The organism is Streptomyces sp. NBC_00670, from assembly GCF_036226765.1.
Classification (GTDB): Bacteria; Actinomycetota; Actinomycetes; order Streptomycetales; family Streptomycetaceae; genus Streptomyces.
On record NZ_CP109017.1, the window covers coordinates 6,085,624 to 6,105,639 of the forward strand.

At 71.4% G+C, this 20,016-nt stretch carries 16 protein-coding genes; 7 read left to right on the forward strand and 9 right to left on the reverse strand.

Going from position 1 to position 20,016, the window contains the following annotated elements; genetic code table 11:
* Positions 1–24: 24 nt before the first annotated feature.
* From OIE12_RS26930 to OIE12_RS26955, 6 genes are all read left to right on the forward strand, one after another.
* Positions 25–534: an O-acetyl-ADP-ribose deacetylase gene (locus OIE12_RS26930; RefSeq protein ID WP_329139616.1), complete on the forward strand. Its 510-nt coding sequence runs from the start codon at positions 25–27 to the stop codon at positions 532–534.
* 23 nt (positions 535–557) lie between these two features.
* On the forward strand, positions 558–1,199 hold the full coding sequence (locus tag OIE12_RS26935; protein ID WP_329139618.1) for a GPP34 family phosphoprotein: 642 nt from the start codon (positions 558–560) through the stop codon (positions 1,197–1,199).
* Positions 1,200–1,375: 176 nt separating this feature from the next.
* Complete coding sequence (locus tag OIE12_RS26940) at positions 1,376–5,317, forward strand: glycoside hydrolase family 2 TIM barrel-domain containing protein (protein WP_329139620.1); 3,942 nt, start codon at positions 1,376–1,378, stop codon at positions 5,315–5,317.
* 254 nt (positions 5,318–5,571) lie between these two features.
* Positions 5,572–7,038 carry an AlkA N-terminal domain-containing protein gene (locus OIE12_RS26945; protein WP_329142247.1) on the forward strand — a complete coding sequence of 489 codons (1,467 nt, stop codon included), beginning with the start codon at positions 5,572–5,574 and terminating at the stop codon, positions 7,036–7,038.
* A 57-nt stretch (positions 7,039–7,095) separates the two neighbouring features.
* Positions 7,096–7,587, forward strand: coding sequence for a methylated-DNA--[protein]-cysteine S-methyltransferase (locus tag OIE12_RS26950; protein ID WP_329142249.1), 492 nt, complete (start codon positions 7,096–7,098; stop codon positions 7,585–7,587).
* A 143-nt stretch (positions 7,588–7,730) separates the two neighbouring features.
* A complete protein-coding gene (locus OIE12_RS26955) occupies positions 7,731–8,456 on the forward strand; it encodes an SIR2 family NAD-dependent protein deacylase (protein ID WP_329139622.1) in 726 nt (241 codons plus the stop codon).
* A 45-nt stretch (positions 8,457–8,501) separates the two neighbouring features.
* On the opposite strand, the gene OIE12_RS26960 is transcribed toward OIE12_RS26955, so the two are convergent.
* Positions 8,502–9,023, reverse strand: a complete 522-nt coding sequence (locus OIE12_RS26960) for an NUDIX hydrolase (protein ID WP_329139624.1) — start codon at positions 9,021–9,023, stop codon at positions 8,502–8,504.
* 175 nt (positions 9,024–9,198) lie between these two features.
* Here OIE12_RS26960 and OIE12_RS26965 point away from each other — a divergent pair, with 175 nt between their 5' ends.
* Positions 9,199–10,338 (forward strand): glycerate kinase, encoded by a 1,140-nt coding sequence (locus OIE12_RS26965; protein ID WP_443054076.1) that lies wholly within the window; start codon positions 9,199–9,201, stop codon positions 10,336–10,338.
* A 394-nt stretch (positions 10,339–10,732) separates the two neighbouring features.
* Here OIE12_RS26965 and pssA read toward each other — a convergent pair whose 3' ends face one another.
* The 8 genes from pssA to OIE12_RS27005 form a co-directional block, all read right to left on the reverse strand.
* Entirely contained in the window at positions 10,733–11,518 is a 786-nt protein-coding gene (gene pssA, locus OIE12_RS26970; protein WP_443054077.1) for a CDP-diacylglycerol--serine O-phosphatidyltransferase, read from the reverse strand.
* Between the two features lie 67 nt (positions 11,519–11,585).
* Positions 11,586–12,242 (reverse strand): phosphatidylserine decarboxylase, encoded by a 657-nt coding sequence (locus OIE12_RS26975; protein WP_329139628.1) that lies wholly within the window; start codon positions 12,240–12,242, stop codon positions 11,586–11,588.
* A 185-nt stretch (positions 12,243–12,427) separates the two neighbouring features.
* Positions 12,428–13,633 (reverse strand): acyl-CoA dehydrogenase family protein, encoded by a 1,206-nt coding sequence (locus OIE12_RS26980; RefSeq protein ID WP_329139630.1) that lies wholly within the window; start codon positions 13,631–13,633, stop codon positions 12,428–12,430.
* Between the two features lie 2 nt (positions 13,634–13,635).
* The gene (locus tag OIE12_RS26985; RefSeq protein WP_329139633.1) at positions 13,636–14,148 is read right to left on the reverse strand and encodes a MaoC family dehydratase; all 513 of its coding nucleotides are present in this window, start codon (positions 14,146–14,148) and stop codon (positions 13,636–13,638) included.
* Between the two features lie 5 nt (positions 14,149–14,153).
* Positions 14,154–15,116, reverse strand: coding sequence for an HpcH/HpaI aldolase/citrate lyase family protein (locus OIE12_RS26990; protein WP_329139635.1), 963 nt, complete (start codon positions 15,114–15,116; stop codon positions 14,154–14,156).
* Positions 15,113–17,176, reverse strand: a complete 2,064-nt coding sequence (locus OIE12_RS26995; protein WP_329139637.1) for a protein meaA — start codon at positions 17,174–17,176, stop codon at positions 15,113–15,115. The genes OIE12_RS26990 and OIE12_RS26995 overlap by 4 nt, the downstream gene beginning before the upstream one ends.
* Before the next feature lie 9 nt (positions 17,177–17,185).
* On the reverse strand, positions 17,186–18,523 hold the full coding sequence (gene ccrA, locus OIE12_RS27000) for a crotonyl-CoA carboxylase/reductase (RefSeq protein ID WP_329139639.1): 1,338 nt from the start codon (positions 18,521–18,523) through the stop codon (positions 17,186–17,188).
* 472 nt (positions 18,524–18,995) lie between these two features.
* A complete protein-coding gene (locus OIE12_RS27005) occupies positions 18,996–19,829 on the reverse strand; it encodes a TetR family transcriptional regulator (RefSeq protein ID WP_329139641.1) in 834 nt (277 codons plus the stop codon).
* Positions 19,830–20,016: the final 187 nt, after the last annotated feature.

Below are 20,016 nucleotides of genomic sequence, written 5' to 3' on the forward strand. Positions count from 1 at the left end.
ACGCATGAGGAGGCCGCACCACCGATGACGACCCTCACCGTGATCCGCGGCGACCTCACCCGCCAGTCCGCCGACGCACTCGTCAACGCCGCCAACTCCTCGCTGCTCGGCGGCGGCGGGGTCGACGGCGCCATCCACCGCCGGGGCGGGCCCGCGATCCTCGCCGACTGCCGCGCCCTGCGCGCGTCGAAGTACGGCCGCGGTCTGCCGACCGGCCAGGCCGTCGCCACCACCGCCGGTGATCTGGACGCCCGCTGGGTGATCCACACCGTCGGCCCCCGCTACTCCACCGACGAGGACCGCTCCGCACTCCTCGCCTCCTGCTACCGCGAGTCCCTGCGCGTCGCCGACGAACTCGGTGCGCGCACGGTCGCGTTCCCCGCCGTCTCCGCCGGGATCTACGGCTGGCCGGTCGAGGACGCCGCCCGGATCGCCGTGGAAACGGTACGGTCCGTGCGGACGGAGGCCGAAGAGGTCCGGTTCGTCCTACTCGACGAACGGGCCTACGACGCGTTCGCCGCCCGGCTCAGCTGAACCGTACGGAACGGGATGCCCTCATGACCACACCCCGGGACCTGCTGATCGTCAGCCTGGACGTCCCGTCCGCCCACCCGGTCGGGCAGGGCGACCTCTCGCTCGCCCTCGCCGGCGCCGAGCTGGTCGATCTGCTGCGCACCGACGCCCTCGTCCTGGACGGCGACCGCATCGTGCCCGGCGCGGCACCAAAGGACCCGGCGGACCCGGCGGACCCGGCGGACCCGGTGGAGCCGGAGGACGCGCTGCTGCGCGCGGCCGGGGCCTCCCTGCGGCGCGAGGTGCCGTACGAGTCGGTCGAGGACTGGCTGTGGCGCCGGGGCAACGGGCTGGCGGCGGCGTACCACTCCGGTCTGGAGGCGGACGGCCTGCTGGTCCGGCAGCGCCACCCGTGGATCCCCATGCGCACCGGCCGTACCGCCCTGGTGGACTCGCCCGCCCGGCGCCGCGCCGCCGTCCGCTGGCGGGCCGGTGACCCCGTGCTCGCCGGGCTCGCCGCCGCCCTCGGCATCCACGACGAACCGGCCGAGGACTTCGGCAGCCTCGCCGACGAGTCCCTCGTCACCGTCCTGGCCGCCGTCCACCACGCGGTGGCCGAACTGGAGGCGGTACGCCAGCGCCGCAGCATCGAGAAGGCGGCGTTCGACAACATCTGGCGGGGCTGACAGTATCCGGCGCGGCTGGCGGCAAAACCAACAGAGTCCGACAACAGCATTGATCAAGCCCTACGCCTGGTTCTAGTGTGACCAGCCGAGTTGGTTTTACCGACAACAGCGAACAGAACCAGACGCACCTCAGTCAGCGCAGTACGCACCCTGTCGCACCGAGGAAGGCCACGGTCATGCCGCACCCCCACACGCCATCCGCCGACCGGCCCGCGGGCCCCCGCCCGGCGGTCGTCAGCCGCCGCCGACTCCTGGAGGGCACCGCCGCCGTCCTCGGCGGGCTCGCCCTCTCCGCCACCCCCGCCGCCGCCCTCACCACCGGCCGGGTACCGGCGGCCGGTGACGCCGCCGCCACCCCGGAGTGGAACGGGCACATCGCCACCTTCCAGGTCGGCACCGAGCCCCCGCACACGACCCTGATGCCCTACGGCGACCTCCGGCAGGCCCTCGCCGCCGACCGCACCCGCTCCCCGTACCGGCTCAGCCTCGACGGCACCTGGAAGTTCGCGCACAGCGACCGCCCCGAGGACCGGGACCCCGACTTCCACCGCACCGACCTCGACGACCGCTCCTGGGACACCCTCCCCGTCCCCTCCGCCTGGCAGACCCACGGCTACGACGCCCCCATCTACGTCAACATCACGTACCCGTACTGGGGCCCCAACGGCCGGGGCGAGGAGCCGCAGCCGCCCGCCGCGCCCACCCGCTACAACCCCGTCGGCCAGTACAGACGCACCTTCACCGTCCCCCGCGACTGGAAAGGCCGGCGCACCTTTCTGCACTTCGAGGGCGTCAAGTCCGCGCACTACGTGTGGATCAACGGCCACCTCGTCGGCTACCACGAGGACTCGTACACCCCCGCCGAATACGACATCACCGACCATCTGAAGTCCGGCACCAACCAGATCGCCGTCGAGGTCTACCGCTACAGCGACGGCGACTGGATGGAGGACCAGGACATGATCCGGCTGAGCGGCATCTTCCGCTCGGTCTACCTGTACTCCACCCCCGGCGTCCATCTGCGGGACTTCAAGCTGGAGACCCCGCTCGGCGACGGGTACACCAGCGCCGAGCTGAAGGTCGCCGCGAGCGTGCGCGCCTACGGCGACGGGGACGGCGGCCGGTACACCGTCGAGACGCAGCTCTACGACGACCGCGGGCACGCCGTCTGGTCACGGCCGCTCAACCAGAGCGCCGACCTCGGCTCGGTCGACGTCGGTGAGGACGTCACCGTGACCGCCTCGCGGGCCGTGCCCGACCCCCGGCTGTGGTCCGCCGAGCACCCGTACCTCTACACGGCCGTACTGCGTCTGCGTGACCCCGCCGGGAAGGTGGTCGAGACCCTCTCCCACCGCGTCGGACTGCGCGAGTTCGCCCTCAAGGACGGACTCATGCGCATCAACGGCAAACCCGTCTCGTTCCGCGGCACCAACCGGCACGAGATGCACCCCGACCGCGGCACCGCCCTCACCCGCGCGGACATGGTCAAGGACGTCACGATCATCAAGCGGATGAACATGAACTCCGTCCGCACCTCGCACTACCCGAACAACCCGGTGTGGCTCGAACTCGCCGACGAGTACGGGCTCTACCTCGTCGGCGAGACCAACCTGGAGACCCACGGCATCAACGGCGAGTACCCCGGCGACCACGCCGACTGGACGACGGCGTGCGTGGCCCGTGCCCGCAACATGGTGCACCGCGACAAGAACCACGCCTCGGTCGTCATCTGGTCCCTCGGCAACGAGGCCGGCGGCGGCAGCACCTTCGTCGCCATGCACGACTGGATCCGCTCCTACGACACCACCCGCGTCATCCAGTACGAGGGCGACGACCGCCCCGGAATCAGCGACATCCGCTCGGCGATGTACGAGAGCCCCGCCCGGATCGCCGAACGCGCCGCGGACACCTCCGACACCCGGCCGTACGTCATGATCGAGTACTGCCACGCGATGGGGAACTCCAACGGCAACTTCAAGAAGTACTGGGACACCGTCCGCGCCCACGACGTCCTCCAGGGCGGCTGGATCTGGGACTTCGTCGACCAGGGCCTCAACTGGCGCACCCCCGCCCGCATCCTGCTCACCGAGACCGGACCCGGCGCGCTGCGCGGCGAAGTCCTCGCCCCGCAGGGCACTTTCGACCGCGACAAGGGCGTCAGCGGCGGCACCGTCTTCGCCCGCGACGACCGCCTGGACCTCACCGGCTCGCTGACCCTGGAGGCCTGGGTCACCCAGCGCTACACCGGCGACCACCAGCCCATCCTGGTCAAGGGCGACACCCAGTACGCGCTCAAGCAGTCCTTCGAGAACCTGGAGTTCTTCATCCACTCCGGCGGCCAGTGGATCAGCGCGAGCTGGAAACTGCCCGACGGCTGGACCGGCTCCGAACACCACCTCGCGGGCGTCTTCGACGCCGACGCCGGCACGCTCACCCTGTACGTCGACGGCGAGGTGAAGGCCACCCGCTCCACCACCGCACGCCCCGACAGCACCGTCACCCCCGTCTCCCTCGCGACCGACATGGACAACGCGCTGCGCGAGTTCAGCGGCACGATCCGCCGGGCCCGCGTCTACGCCCGCCCCCTGACCGCCGCCGAACTCGCCTCCGACGCGCGGAAACCCGGCGACGACGGCGTGCGCTTCTGGTTCGACGCCGCCACCGTCGGACACACCGAGAAGCGCCCCCACGAGCGGACCTTCCCGGCCTACGGCGGTGACTGGGGCGACAGCCCCAACGACGGCAACTTCTGCGCCGACGGCATCGTCACCGCCGACCGCGGCCACACCGGCAAGGCCGCCGAGATCAAACGCGTCCAGCAGGCCATCCACGCCGCCCCGTCCTCCGGCGACGACACCCTCACCGACGGCGCGCTCACCCTCACCAACGAGTACCTCTTCACCAACCTTCGCGAATTCGACGGCAGTTGGGCGCTCGTCGCCGACGGCCGGACGATACGGCACGGCAGGCTCACCCGCGCCCAGCTCGACGTGGAGCCACTGTCGAAGAAGCGGATCACCGTGCCCGTACCCCTCCCGGAGGACCCGGCGCCCGGCGCGGAGTACTTCCTGGAGCTGTCCTTCACCACCCGGGAGCACACCCCGTGGGCCAGGGCCGGCTTCGAGGTCGCCCGCGAGCAGATCCCCGTCGACGCGGGCAGCCCCGAGGTGACCCCCGTCCCGCTGGAGAGCGTGCCGTCCCTGCGCCACGACGAGGACGACAGCTCGGTCACCGTCAAGGGCCGCACCTTCTCCGTCACCCTCGACAAGAAGACCGGCACCCTCACCTCCTACGAGGCCGCGGGGCACCGCCTCCTCACCGACGGACCCGTGCCCAACTTCTGGCGGGCGCCCACCGACAACGACAAGGGCAACGGCCAGCACACCCGCAACCAGACCTGGCGCGACGCCGGCGCCCGCCGCGAGGTCACCGATGTCACCGTCCGCGCCCTGCGCGACAAGGCCGTCGAGATCAAGGTCACCGGCACCCTGCCCACCACCGTGGAGTCCGCGTACACCACCACGTACACCGTCTTCGGCAACGGCGAGATCAAGGTCGACCACACCCTGCACCCGGGCGCGTCGAGCCTGCCGTACATCCCGGAGGTCGGCAGCATGCTCTTCCTGCCGGGCCGCCTCGAGAACCTGCGCTACTACGGGCGCGGCCCCGAGGAGAACCACTGGGACCGCAACGACGGCACCGACGTGGGCGTGCACTCCGGGACCGTCTCCGACCAGTGGACCCCGTACATCCGCCCCCAGGAGAACGGCAACCGCACCGACATCCGCTGGGCCGCGCTCACCGGCCGCGACGGCACCGGGCTCCTCGTCACCGGCGACGCGCTCCTCGAAGTCAACGCCTCCCACTTCACCCCCGAGGACCTGTCCGTCGGGGCCCGCCACGACTACCAGCTCACCCCGCGCGAGAAGGTCGTGCTGCGGGTCAACCACCGGCAGATGGGCGTCGGCGGCGACAACAGCTGGGGCGCCCATACCCACGACGAGTACAAACTCTTCCCCGACCGCGACTACACGTACACCTACCGCCTCCGCCCACTGACGGACGTGGACGACGCCATGCGCCTGTCCCGCCGCCCGACGGCGACGAAGTTCGCCTGAGCTGTATAGGGGCGCGGGGAACTGCGCAAAACGGAGCGAAGCTCCGTAGGGGGGTCCGGGGGGCAAAGCCCCCCGGGGACGATGGGGGTCCCCCCTGCTCGAACGAAGTTGAGAGCTTGGGGGAGGGTAGGGGCGGCGGGGGCGAAAACCCCCACAGCCACCCCACCCGCCCCGCACCCCCCGCCCACCTCCATGTCGGATTCCTGCCAGCCGGAGGCCCCCGCATGCCCGAAACTTGAGGCATGCGGAACGCGATGCACACCGACACCGAAGGCTGCGTCCGCGCTGTCCGCTCCAAGGACGCGCGCTTCGACGGCTGGTTCTTCACCGCCGTCCTGACCACCGGCATCTACTGCCGGCCCAGCTGCCCGGCCGTGTCCCCCCGCCCCGAGAACATGACCTTCTACCCCAGCGCCGCCGCCTGCCAGCAGGCCGGCTTCCGCGCCTGCAAACGCTGCCGTCCCGACACCACGCCCGGCTCCCCGCAGTGGAACCAGCGCGCCGACGCCGTCGCCCGCGCCATGCGGCTGATCGCCGACGGCGTCGTCGACCGCGAGGGCGTCCCCGGCCTCGCCGCCCGGCTTGGCTACAGCACTCGGCAGATCGAACGCCAGCTCCTCGCCGAGCTGGGCGCCGGGCCGCTCGCCCTGGCCCGCGCCCAGCGCGCCCAGACCGCCCGGCTGCTCATCGAGACCACCGCCCTGCCGATGGCCGACCTCGCCTTCGCCGCCGGGTTCTCCTCCATCCGCGCCTTCAACGACACCGTGCGCGAGGTCTTCGCACTCTCCCCGAGCGAACTGCGCGCCCGGCGCCCGCGCCGGACGGTGACCGCCCCCGGCGCACTCTCCCTGCGGCTGCCGTTCCGCGCCCCGCTCAACCCCGACAACCTCTTCGGCCACCTCGCCGCCACCGCCGTACCCGGCGTGGAGGAGTGGCGCGAGGGCGCGTACCGCCGCACCCTGCGCCTCCCGTACGGCCACGGCGTCGTCGCCCTCACCCCGCGCCCCGACCACATCGCCTGCCGGCTCACCCTGAGCGACCTGCGGGACCTGCCCGTCGCCATCAGCCGCTGCCGCCGCATGCTCGACCTCGACGCCGACCCCGTCGCCGTCGACGACCAGCTCCGCACCGACACGCTGCTGGCGCCGCTGGTCGACAAGGCGCCCGGCCGGCGGGTGCCGCGCACGGTCGACGAGGCGGAGTTCGCGCTGCGCGCGGTGCTCGGCCAGCAGGTCTCCACCGCCGCCGCCCGCACCCACGCCGCCCGTCTCGTCACCGCGCACGGCGAGCGGATCGAGGACCCCGAGGGCGGCCTCACCCACCTCTTCCCGGCCCCCGGAGCACTGGCCGCCCTCGACCCCGAGACGCTCGCCATGCCCCGCACCCGCCGCACCACCTTCACCACCCTCGTCCGCGAACTCGCCGAGGGAAGACTCCACTTGGGCGTCGAGAGCGACTGGGCCGAGTCCCGCGCGCAGCTCTTGGCCCTGCCCGGACTCGGACCCTGGACGGTCGACGTCATCGCCATGCGCGCCCTCGGCGACCCCGACGCCTTCCCCGTCACCGACCTCGGCATCCGCCGCGCCGCCCGCGACCTCGGCCTCCCGGCCGCCCCGGCCGCGCTCACCGCCCGGGCGGCGGCCTGGCGCCCCTGGCGCGCGTACGCCGTCCAGTACCTGTGGGCTACGGACGACCATCCGATCAACTTCCTGCCCGTCTGACCACCGACCACCGGTCCGTCACCGCTGAACGGACCCGTCGAAGGAATCCCCGTGACCGTGAAACAGCACACCGTGATCGACAGCCCCTACGGCCCGCTCACCCTCGTCGCCGACGACGGCGTCCTGTGCGGCCTCTACATGACCGAGCAGCGCCACCGCCCGCCCGAGGAGAGCTTCGGCGCCCCCGACGACGTCCCCTTCGCGGCGGCGCAGGAGCAGCTCGCGGCGTACTTCGCGGGCGAGCTGAAGGAGTTCACCCTCGACCTGCGTATGCACGGCACGCCGTTCCAGCGGCGGGTCTGGGACGCGCTGCGCCGCATTCCGTACGGCGAGACCCGCTCGTACGGCGAACTGGCCGCCGAGCTCGGCAGCCCCGGCGCCTCCCGCGCGGTCGGGCTGGCCAACGGCCGCAATCCGATCGGCATCGTCGTCCCGTGCCACCGCGTGGTGGGGGCCAACGGCAGCATGACGGGGTACGGCGGCGGCATCGACCGCAAGAAGCGCCTGCTGGCGTTCGAGAGCGGGGCGGAGCGGGCGGGGCTGTTCTGAGGGCGCGGCCGTGCCGAGGGGCGGTTGTTCCAAGGCGTGGGCGGGGGCTGCCGGCGGGGGCCGTCGAGGGGCGGCCGAATATGCCCGTGGCAGGCCGAATATACGGTCGCACCGGCCCGCGCCCCCGCCTTACCCTCGACCGCATGACGACCAAGCCCCTCGTCGCGCTTCTGAGCGGCGCCGGGATCTCCACCGACTCCGGCATCCCCGACTACCGCGGCCCGGCCGGGCTGTGGCGGCAGGACCCCGAGGCCGAGAAGCTCGTGACCCACGAGCACTACATGGGCGACCCCGACGTCCGGCGGCGCTCCTGGCAGATGAGGCGGCGGACGGGGGCACTGCGCCCGGAGCCCAACGCGGCGCACCGGGCCGTCGTCGAACTGGAGCGCTCCGGCGTGCCGGTACGGGTGCTCACACAGAACGTGGACGGGCTGCACCAGCGCGCCGGGATGCCCGCCCGCAAGGTGCTCGAACTGCACGGCAGCGCGCGCCACGTGGTGTGCGTCAAATGCGGTGCCAAGGGCGCGATGGAGGACGCGCTCGCCCGGATCGACGCCGGTGAGGACGATCCGCCGTGCCTGGAGTGCGGCGGCGTCCTGCGACCGGCGACGGTGATGTTCGGCGAGCCGCTCGACCCCTCCGTCCTGGCCGAGGCGGCGGCCATCGCCAAGGCGTGCACGCTGTTCTTCGCCGTCGGCTCCAGCCTCCAGGTGCACCCGGCGGCCGGGCTCGCCCAGGTGGCCGCCGAGCACGGCGCCCGGCTCGTCGTCGTCAACGCCGAGCCGACGCCGTACGACGGCATCGCCGACGAGGTCGTGCGCGAACCGATCGGCACCGCGCTGCCGCGCCTGCTGCGGGAACTGGCGTAGTCCCGCTCAGCGGTCCCGGCCAGTGGTCCCGTTCCGCGGCCCCGCTCAGAGGGCGGGGCTGACCTCGTCGACCGGGTCCGCCCGGTGGCCGTCCTCAAGTTCCGCCGTGTGCCCGCCGCTCTCCAGCACGTCGAGGGCGGCGAGGACGCGGCGGCCCAGTTCGCCGAGGAGGTGGTCGGCGAGTTCCGCGCGCGGCACCAGCCGCCAGGACAGCAGCTCCGACTCCTGGAGCCTCACCGCCGCGAGCTCCTCGGCGGTGAGCACCCCGCCGTCGTACAGATACGCGACCACGGGCGGACGGTCCGCGGTGCCGGACACCCAGTCCACCGCGAGCAGCCGGCCGAGCGTGCGGTCCAGGCCGATCTCCTCGGCCGTCTCGCGCCGCGCGCCCTGCCGCGGACTCTCCCCGTCGTCCGACTCGACCGTGCCGCCCGGCAGCGCCCAGCCCTCCCGGTAGTTCGGCTCGACCAGCAGCACCCGCCCCTGCGTGTCACGGAAGAGCGCGGCGGCCCCCACCAGGACGCGCGGCAGGCCGGCGATGTACGTGGCGTAGTCAAGAGTGCTCATCCAGGCAGGGTAACCACCTCCGACGGCCGCCCGGGCGCGCGCACAGCGTGTTCCCAGGGTGGTCCGGAGCGCGGTCGGGGGCATGACGGGGCGGGAGGGGCGCGGATAGGGTCGCACACACGGGATGAGAAAGCGCTTGCAGACACAAGGGGAAGCCAACGTGACGAACGCTGCCGTGACCGGCGCCCGCAGGGTGCTCATCGCCGCGGACAAGTTCAAGGGGTCGCTGACGGCCGTGGAGGTCGCCGAGCGCGTGACGGCCGGGCTGCGCCGGGCCGCACCGGAGCTGGAGGTGGAGTCGCTGCCCGTGGCCGACGGCGGCGACGGCACCGTTGCCGCGGCGGTCGCGGCCGGCTTCGCCCGCCGGGGAGCACGTGTCGCCGGGCCGCTGGGCCAAGAAGTCACCGCGGCCTTCGCGCTGCGCGGCACGACCGCGGTGGTGGAGATGGCCGAGGCCAGCGGGTTGCAGCGGCTGCCCGCAGGTGTCCTCGCGCCGCTCACCGCGTCCACGTACGGCAGCGGGGAGCTGCTGCGCGCCGCGCTGGACGAGGGCGCGCGCACGATCGTCTTCGGGGTGGGCGGGAGCGCGACCACCGACGGGGGCGCGGGGATGCTGACCGCGCTGGGGGCGCGGTTCCTGGACGCGGAGGGCGAGCCGGTGGCGCCGGGGGGCGGCGGGCTGGCCTCGGTCGTCGCCGCCGACCTCTCCGGGCTCGACCCGCGGCTCGCCTCCGTCGACCTCGTGCTCGCCAGTGACGTCGACAATCCGCTGACCGGGCCGAAGGGGGCGGCGGCGGTGTACGGGCCGCAGAAGGGGGCCTCGCCGGACGACGTCGAGGCGCTGGACGCGGGGCTCGTACGGTTCGTCGGGGTGCTGGAGCAGGCGGTCGGCGCGCGCGCCGTCGCGTGCGCCGGGGCGCCGGGGGCGGGGGCCGCGGGTGGGATCGGGTACGGGGCGCTGCTGGTGGGGGCGCGGTTCCGGGCGGGTATCGAGGTGATGCTGGAGGTGCTGGGGTTCGGGGCGGCGGTGGAGCGGGCGTCGTTGGTGATCACGGGGGAGGGGGCGTTGGACGCGCAGACGCTGCACGGGAAGGCGCCGGTGGGGGTGGCTGCGGCGGCGCGGGGGGCCGGGCGGGGGGTGGTGGCGGTGTGCGGGCGGTTGGCGTTGTCGCCGGAGGTGTTGGCGGGGGTGGGGATCTCGCGGGCGTACGCGCTGACGTCCCTCGAACCGGATGTGTCCCGCTGCGTCGCCGAAGCGGGCCCGCTCCTCGAACGTCTCGCGGAGCGGCTGGCCCACGACCAGGGCCTGGGCTGACGCCGGACGTTTCCTCGCCCCCGCCGCCCCTGCCCGTCCCCAGGGGCTCCGCCCCTTCAACCCCCGGGGGCTCGGGTGGCGTGGGTTTGTCGGGGAGTGCGGGTGAGTGGGTGGTTGCTCGCGCAGTTCCCCGCGCCCCTGAAGACTCAAAAGCAGGGGGCGCCCCACTGCTTTTGCTTTTGGGGGCGCGGGGAACTGCGCGACAAGCCACGTCGAACCCGCACCCACCCACGAAGCTCACCACCCGAGCTCTCCGGGGTGAAAGGGGCGGAGCCCCTCGAGGACGGGACGGGCAGGGGCGGCGGGGGCGCGGAAACCCCCCGGCGGCGCGCACCGCCGTACGCGAAAGGGCCCCGTACCCGGAACAGGTACGGGGCCCCACGCGCACGCACGGCTACGGGAGCTGTGCCGCCCGCGCCTCGCGGCGGTTGTCGCGGAAGGTGTTCACCCGCCGAGCCGTCGCGAACAACGGAATCACCGCGCCCATCACAAGCTGCAACGCACACCCCGTCTGCAACAGCAACTGCCCGCTCGGCGCATCGAACGCCCACCCCGCCAGCAGCCCCATCGACAGCACGATCCAGCTCAGCATGGCACCCGCGAGGCGCCCCCTCGGCTTCGGGTACTCGACCCGGCTCACCATCAGCCACGCCGTACCCAGGATCGCCAGCAGCGTCGCGAAGAACGGCAGCTCCAGCAGGACGATGGAGACGACCGTGAGCGCCCCGAACGGCGAGGGCATGCCCTGGAACATGCCGTCCTTGAGCGTCACGCACGAGAACCGCGCGAGCCGCAGCACCACCGCCAGCAACACCACGATGCCACCGACCGCGGCCACTCTCTGGTGCGCGTCATCGGCGACCATGCCGTACACCAGCACGAAGTACGCCGGCGCGAGCCCGAAGCTGATGAGGTCCGAGAGGTTGTCCAGCTCCGCACCCATCGGCGAGGACCGCAGCTTGCGGGCGACGAGACCGTCGAACAGGTCGAAGACGGCCGCGCACAGCATCAGGATGACCGCGGTCGCCGCGCTGTGGCGGGCCATGCCCGCCGACTCGTCGCTGCCCGTGAGGTGCGGGATGAGGATGCCGGTGGTGGTGAAGTACACCGCCATGAAGCCGCACGTGGCGTTGCCGAGGGTGAGCGTGTCCGCTATCGACAGGCGCAGCGAGAGGGGCATCTCCTCCTCGTCGGCCCCGCCGTCGATGTCCGCGGCCTCCGGCACCCAGCCGGCCTGGGTCTGCGGGTCAATCACGGTCAATGCGAGTCACCCCAGCCACGGTCTTCTGTCCGACCTCGACGGCCACCTCGACGCCCTCGGGCAGGTAGATGTCGACGCGCGAGCCGAACCGGATCAGCCCGATCCGCTCGCCCTGCTCGACCTTGGTGCCCTGCGGCAGGTAGGGGACGATCCGGCGGGCGACGGCACCGGCGATCTGGATCATCTCGATGTCACCGAGCTCGGTGTCGAAGTGCCAGACCACCCGCTCGTTGTTCTCGCTCTCCTTGTTGAAAGCGGGGACGAAGCCGCCGGGGATGTGCTCGACGGACGTCACCGTGCCGGCCAGCGGGGCCCGGTTCACGTGCACGTTCAGCGGGCTCATGAAGATCGCGACGCGGGTGCGCCCGTCCTTCCACGGCATGATGCTCTGCACCACGCCGTCGGCGGGAGAGATGACCCTGCCGGGAGCGATCTCCCGCTCGGGGTCCCGGAAGAACCACAGCATGCCCGCCGCGAGAGCGGTGGCGGGCACCGCGACGGCCCGGGCGGCGCGGGAGCGGCGCGACCGGGCGAGGCTGAGGGCTGCGGTGGCAACGGTCGGGAGGAGCCACGGCGATGCTCCGCGCGCGAGGCGTGCGCCGACCAGGCTGTCGCGAGGTGCAGAGGTTTGGCTGTGGGGCATGGATGACCTTCGTAGCGGATGAATGTGCCGCGCTGCGTGAGGGGGACGGCGGCTTTCCGGCGATCGTAGCGGCTCAGGGTCACAACTGGGTAAGCCGGGAAGCCGAGTCGGCGGCCGAGAAGGGCTGACGGGGTGTGATCCTCTTCCCCAAGAAAACACCCCCAACCCGGACAATCATCCTGGCATCAGCCCTGGAATCGATACTCCTCGAGCAGCCTGCGCCCGATGATCATTTTCTGGATTTCGGCGGTACCCTCACCGATCAGCAGCATCGGTGCCTCCCGGTAGAGCCGCTCGATCTCGTACTCCTTGGAGAAGCCGTAGCCGCCGTGGATCCGGAAGGCGTCCTCCACGACCTCCTTGCAGTACTCCGAGGCGAGGTACTTCGCCATCCCCGCCTCGAGATCGTTTCGTTCCCCCGAGTCCTTTTTGCGTGCCGCGTTCACCATCATCGCATGCGCGGCCTCCACCTTGGTGGCCATCTCCGCCAGTTTGAACTGGATGGCCTGGTGGCGGGCGATCGGCTTGCCGAAGGTGTGCCGCTGCTGGGCGTAGTCGATACCGAGTTCGAAGGCCCGCTGGGCGACGCCGCAGCCGCGGGCGGCGACGTTGACGCGGCCGACCTCGACGCCGTCCATCATCTGGTAAAAGCCCCGGCCGGTGACCCCGCCGAGCACGCGGTCGGCCGGTACACGCAGGCCGTCCATGATCAGCTCGGTGGTGTCGACGCCCTTGTAGCCCATTTTCTCGATCTTGCCCGGAATGGTCAGACCGGGACGGACCTCGCCGAAGCCGGGCTCCTTCTCCACCAGGAACGTCGTCATCGACTTGTGCGGGGCCGTGCCCTCGGGGTGGCCTTCGTCACTCCGGACGAGGACGGCGACCAAGGTGGACGAGCCGCCGTTGGTGAGCCACATCTTCTGGCCGTTCAGGACGTACTCGTCGCCCTCCTTGACCGCCTTCGACGTGATCGCCGACACGTCGGACCCCAGCCCGGGTTCCGACATGGAGAAGGCGCCGCGGGTCTCGCCCAGCGCCATCTTCGGCAGGAAGTACTCCTTCTGTTCCCGCGTGCCGTGCTGCTTGAGCATGTACGCCACGATGAAGTGCGTGTTGATGATGCCGGAGACCGACATCCAGCCGCGGGCGATCTCCTCCACGCACAGCGCGTACGTGAGCAGCGACTCGCCAAGGCCGCCGTACTCCTCGTCGATCATCAGTCCGAAGAGGCCGAGTTCCTTGAGGCCGTCGACGATTTTCTGCGGGTACTCGTCGCGGTGCTCCAGCTCGGTGGCGACCGGGATGATCTCCTTGTCGACGAAGTCCCTGACGGTGGAGAGGATCTCCTGCTGGACGTCGGTCAGACCGGCGGTCCGGGCGAGTCGCGCCATGGCTACTTCCCCTGTTCCTTCAGTACCGGGCGGCCGGGCTGCTCACCGCCGCGCTCCTTGATGTACGTCTCGGTGGGCACCATCACCTTGCGGCGGAACACACACACCAGCGTCCCGTCCTGCTTGTAGCCCCTGGTCTCGACGTGGACGATGCCGCGGTCGTTCTTCGACTTCGAGGGCCACTTGTCCAGCACGGTCGTCTCGCCGTAGACCGTGTCGCCGTGGAAGGTCGGCGCCACGTGCTTCAGCGACTCGATCTCCAGGTTGGCGATCGCCTTGCCGGAGACGTCCGGGACGGACATGCCCAGCAGCAGCGAGTAGATGTAGTTCCCGACCACCACGTTCCTGCCGAAGTCGGTGGTCTCCTCGGCGTAGTGGGCGTCCAGGTGGAGCGGGTGGTGGTTCATGGTGAGCAGGCAGAACATGTGGTCGTCGTACTCGGTGACCGTCTTGCCGGGCCAGTGCTTGTAGATGGCGCCGACCTCGAACTCCTCGAAGGTGCGTCCGAACTGCATCGCGCTCAGGCCTCCGGGATCTCGAACTTCGACGTGCGGGTCATGCCGGCCGCCCGTCCCTTGCCGGAGACGACCAGCGCCATCTTGCGGCTGGCCTCGTCGATCATCTCGTCGCCGAGCATCGCGGAGCCCTTCCTTCCGCCCGCCTCGGACGTGTAGTAGTCGTACGCGTCCAGGATCAGCTCGGCGTGGTCGTAGTCCTCCTGGGAGGGCGAGAAGATCTCGTTGGACGCCTCGACCTGGCCCGGGTGCAGCACCCACTTGCCGTCGAAGCCGAGCGCGGCGGCGCGCTGTGCGACCTCGCGGTAGCCGTCGACGTTGCGGATCTGGAGGTAGGGGCCGTCGATCGCCTGGAGATCGTTGGCGCGGGCCGCCATCAGGATCTTCATCAGGATGAAGTGATAGGCGTCCGCCGGGTAACCGGGCGGCTGCTCGCCCACGACCAGGGACTTCATGTTGATGGACGCCATGAAGTCGGCCGGGCCGAAGATGATGGTCTCGATGCGCGGGGAGGCCTCGGCGATCGCGTTGACGTTGTTCAGGCCGCGCGCGTTCTCGATCTGCGCCTCGATGCCGATGCGGCCGACCTCGAAGCCCATCGTCTTCTCGATCTGCGTCAGCAGGAGGTCGAGCGCGACGATCTGCGCCGCGTCCTGCACCTTCGGGAGCATGATGCAGTCCAGGTTCGGGCCGGCGCCCTCCACCACCGTCACGACGTCGCGGTACGTCCACTCCGTCGTCCAGTCGTTGACGCGCACGACGCGGGTCTTGCCCGTCCAGTCGCCCTCGTTGAGGAACTTCACGATGGTGTGCCGCGCGTCGGGCTTGGCCAGCGGCGCGCACGCGTCCTCCAGGTCCAGGAACACCTGGTCCGCCGGGAGGCCCTGCGCCTTCTCCAGGAAGCGCGGATTGCTTCCGGGAACGGCCAGACAGGAGCGGCGGGGGCGGAGCCGGTTGACGGTCGTCATGCGGGGACCTCCAGGGGGTCGGGCCGGGGCTCGGGCTGTGGTTCGAGCAGGGGTTCGAGCTGGTTCGCGTGGCGGATCTCGTCGACGATACGGCCGATGATCCCGGTGATGTCGAAGTCCTTCGGGGTGAAGACCGCGGCCACTCCCGCGGCCCGCAGTTTCTCGGCGTCGGCGTGCGGAATGATCCCGCCGGCGATCACCGGGATGTCGGCCGCGCCGGCCGCGCGCAGCCGCTCAAGGACGTCCGGCACGAGTTGCGCGTGCGAACCGGAGAGGATGGACAGGCCCACCGCGTGCACGTCCTCGGCGAGGGCCGCGTCCACGATCTGCTCGGGGGTGAGCCGGATGCCCTGGTAGACCACCTCGAAGCCGGCGTCCCGGGCCCGTATGGCGATCTGCTCGGCCCCGTTGGAGTGCCCGTCCAGGCCGGGCTTGCCGACCAGGAACCGCAGCTTGCCGACGCCGAGGTCACGCGCGGTCAGCTCCACCCGGCGGCGCACCCGCGACAGGGCCGAGCCCTCCTCCGCGGTCACCGCGACCGGGGCGGACGAGACCCCGGTGGGCGCCCGGAACTCGCCGAACACCTCGCGCAGCGCCCCCGCCCACTCGCCGGTCGTCACCCCGGCACGGGCGCACTCCAAGGTGGCCTCCATGAGGTTGTCGGTGCCCTTGGCGGCCTCCCGCAGCTTCTCCAGCGCCTTGCAGGGGCGCGGGTGGTTGAACGGCGGCTGGTAGCGGGTGTCCCGCCAGTGCTGGAGCGCGGCGACGACACGGGCCTCCACCGCCGGGTCCACCGTCTGGACCGCGGTGTCCAGATCGGCGGTCAGCGGATTGGGCTCGGTGCCCTCGAAGGCGTTGACGCCCACTATCTTCTCCTCGCCCGACTCGATCCGGGCTCGCCGCTCGGCGTGCGAGGCGACCAGCTGCGACTTGAGGTAGCCCGACTCGACGGCGGCCATCGCGCCGCCCATCTCCTGGATCCGCTCGATCTCCGCGAACGCCGCCTCGACCAGCTCGTCGACCTTCGCGCCGATCACCGTCGACCCCTCGAAGAGGTCCTCGTACTCCAGCAGGTCGCTCTCGTGCGCCAGCACCTGCTGGATGCGCAGCGACCACTGCTGGTCCCAGGGCCGGGGCAGCCCCAGCGCCTCGTTCCACGCGGGCAACTGCACGGCACGCGCGCGTGCGTCCTTGGAGAGGGTGACGGCCAGCATCTCCAGGACGATCCGCTGGACGTTGTTCTCCGGCTGCGCCTCCGTCAGCCCCAGGGAGTTGACCTGGACGCCGTACCGGAAGCGGCGGTGCTTGGGGTTCTCGATGCCGTACCGCTCGCGGGTGATGCGGTCCCAGATGCGGGTGAACGCCCGCATCTTGCACATCTCCTCGACGAAGCGGACGCCCGCGTTGACGAAGAAGGAGATCCGGCCGACGACGTCCCCCATGCGCTCCTGCGGCACCTGGCCGCCGTCACGGACGGCGTCCAGGACGGCGATCGCGGTGGACATCGCGTACGCGATCTCCTGCACCGGCGTGGCGCCCGCCTCCTGGAGGTGGTAGCTGCAGATGTTGATGGGGTTCCACTTGGGCAGGTGGGACACCGTGTACGCGATCATGTCCGTCGTCAGGCGGAGGGAGGGGCCCGGCGGGAAGACGTGCGTCCCCCGGGACAGGTACTCCTTGACGATGTCGTTCTGCGTCGTGCCCTGGAGCTTGGTGACGTCCGCGCCCTGTTCCTCCGCGACGACCTGGTAGAGCGCCAGCAGCCACATGGCGGTGGCGTTGATGGTCATCGAGGTGTTCATCCGCTCCAGCGGGATGTCCTGGAACAGCCGGCGCATGTCACCGAGGTGCGCGACCGGCACCCCGACCCGGCCCACCTCCCCGCGGGCGAGGACGTGGTCGGAGTCGTAGCCGGTCTGCGTCGGCAGGTCGAACGCGACCGACAGTCCGGTCTGGCCCTTGGCGAGGTTGCGCCGGTACAGCGCGTTGGACGCCTCGGCGGTGGAGTGACCGGCGTACGTGCGCATGAGCCACGGCCGGTCCTTGTGACGTTCACTCATGTGCGCCTCCTAGATGTTCCGGAAGCGGTTGATGGCGTCGGCGTGCCGGGCGCGCTTCTCCTCGTCGCGCACGCCGAGCCCCTCCTCGGGCGCCAGGCACAGCACGCCGACCTTGCCCTGGTGGAGGTTGCGGTGCACGTCGTACGCCGCCTGGCCGGTGTCCTTGAGCGGGTACACCTTGGACAGCGTCGGGTGGATCTTGCCCTTCGCGATGAGCCGGTTGGCCTCCCAGGCCTCGCGGTAGTTGGCGAAGTGCGAGCCGATGATCCGCTTCAGCGACATCCACAGGTAGCGGTTGTCGTACTGGTGCAGATAGCCCGAGGTCGAGGCGCAGGTGGTGATGGTGCCGCCCTTGCGCGTGACGTAGACGCTCGCGCCGAAGGTCTCGCGGCCGGGGTGCTCGAAGACGATGTCGATGTCCTCGCCGCCGGTGAGTTCGCGGATGCGCTTGCCGAACCGCTTCCACTCCTTGGGGTCCTGGGTGTGCTCGTCCTTCCAGAACCGGTAGTCCTCGGCGTTGCGGTCGATGATCGCCTCGGCGCCCATGGTCCGGCAGATCTCCGCCTTCTGAGGGGAGGAGACGACACAGACCGGGGTGGCGCCGCCGGCCAGCGCGAACTGTGTGGCGTAGGAGCCGAGTCCGCCGCTCGCGCCCCAGATGAGCACGTTGTCGCCCTGCTTCATGCCGGCGCCGTTGCGGGAGACGAGCTGCCGGTAGGCGGTGGAGTTGACCAGGCCCGGAGCGGCGGCCTCCTCCCAGCTGAGGTGGTCCGGCTTGGGCATCAGCTGGTTGGACTTGACGAGCGCGACCTCGGCGAGGCCGCCGAAGTTCGTCTCGAAGCCCCAGATGCGCTGCTCGGGGTCGAGCATCGTGTCGTTGTGGCCGTCGGAGGACTCCAGTTCGACGGACAGGCAGTGCGCGACGACCTCGTCGCCGGGCTTCCAGGAGTTGACGCCGGGGCCGGTGCGCAGGACGACGCCGGCGAGGTCGGAGCCGATGACGTGGTACGGCAGGTCGTGGCGCCTGGTGAGTTCGCTGACGCGGCCGTAGCGCTCCAGGAAGCCGAAGGTGGAGAGCGGCTCGAAGATCGACGTCCACACCGAGTTGTAGTTGACCGAGGAGGCCATCACGGCGACCAGGGCCTCGCCCGGGCCGAGTTCGGGGAGCGGGACGTCGTCCAGGTGGAGCGACTTGCGGGGGTCCTTGTCGCGGGTGTCGAGGCCCTCGAACATGTCCGTCTCGTCCTTGTGCACGGTCATCGCGCGGTACGAGTCGGGGAGCGGGAGTGCGGCGTAGTCGGCGGACGTGGCCGTCCCCGACTGGATCGCGTCCAGGATTTCCTTCACGGTGGGCCTCCGGCGGAATGGTGGCTTGGGGGAGGGGTGCCGTCGGTTCGGCGAGGTTTTGGGGTGCGCGTTCGGCGCGCGGGTGGCGCGCTCGGGGTTGCTGGGTACGCGAGGGGTGCCTGTGACGCAGGCGTCCGGGCGGGCGGCGGGGCCGCCGGGGACAGGGCCGGCGTACGGACATTGCGCCGTGCGCCGGTCGCTCGGACATGTCCAACGTATGGCACGGTGTGCCAGGGCGCAAGGCACGGAGTGCCAAGAAATGGTCTCAGGTGAATTTTTCTGCGCTCAGGTGAGCGATGATCGATCAGGTGGGGGTGGGGGCGCGACTCGCGTGCGGTTTTCTCGCCCCCGCCGCCCCTACCCGTCCCATCCTCAAGGGGCTCTGCCCCTTTGACCCCGGACGTGCGGGTGGGTGGGTGGTTGCTCGCGCAGTTCCCCGCGCCCCTTAGGGGGCGCGGCGCCGGGCGCGGGGTTAGCGGCGGGCCTGGAGGGCCGCTTCGATCGTGCGCATGACCTCGTCCAGGGGGGCGTCCGTGCGGGCCACCGTGACCAGGACCTCGCCCTGCGTGGCCGTGGTCGCCGGGGGCGTCGCGGGCGGTGCCGTGTCGCGGCCGGCGCCGATCCCCGTGCCGAACGTCCGCCGGACGATCGCGAACGCGTGGTCCAGCTGTGTCTCCACGTCGCCCTGCCCGTCCGCCCGCAGCCAGCGGCGCAGTACGTGGTTGTGCGCGGTGACCACGGCCGACGCGGCGACCTCGGCCAGCAGCGGATCGTCGTTGGCGTCGTCCGCGTGCGCCCGCTCGTCGAAGTGGCCCAGCAGATAGCGCGTGAACAGCCGCTCGTAGCGGGCGACCGACGCGATTTCCGCCTCCCGCAGCGTCGGCACCTCGCGGGTCAGGTGGTAGCGGGCCACCGAGATCTCCGGCTGGGCCGCGTACATCCGGATGACCTCCTTGATGCCGCGGCACACCGTGTCGAGCGGGTGCTCGTGCGCGGGGGCGGCGTTGAGCACCGCCTCGGCGCGGACCAGGGTGTCGTCGTGATCGGGGAAGATCGCCTCTTCCTTGGAGCGGAAGTGGCGGAAGAAGGTCCGGCGGGCGACCCCGGCGGCCGCCGCGATCTCGTCGACCGTGGTCGCTTCGTACCCCTTCGTGGAGAAGAGCTCCATGGCCGCCGCGGCCAACTCGCGGCGCATCTTCAGCCGCTGGGCGGCGGCGCGGCTGCCGGCGGCGCTCTCCGGCGCGCTGGCCGAGGCGGCGATACGTGAGGACTTGGCGGACTGGGGCATGCCCTGAACGTACTGCATGTGCGCAGCTTGGTGGGCATGTCCCCGGTTTACCGGCCCTCCGGGAGGCGGGTGCGGGGGACGGGACGGGGCGGCCGGATCGAGCAGCCCGCCCCACTCCCGCCCCGCCGGGAACCGGCCGTCGGGGCACTCCGTGCCACCCGCGCCGGGCCGCGCGGCCTCCGACTGCACGGCCTCCGGCCGCGCC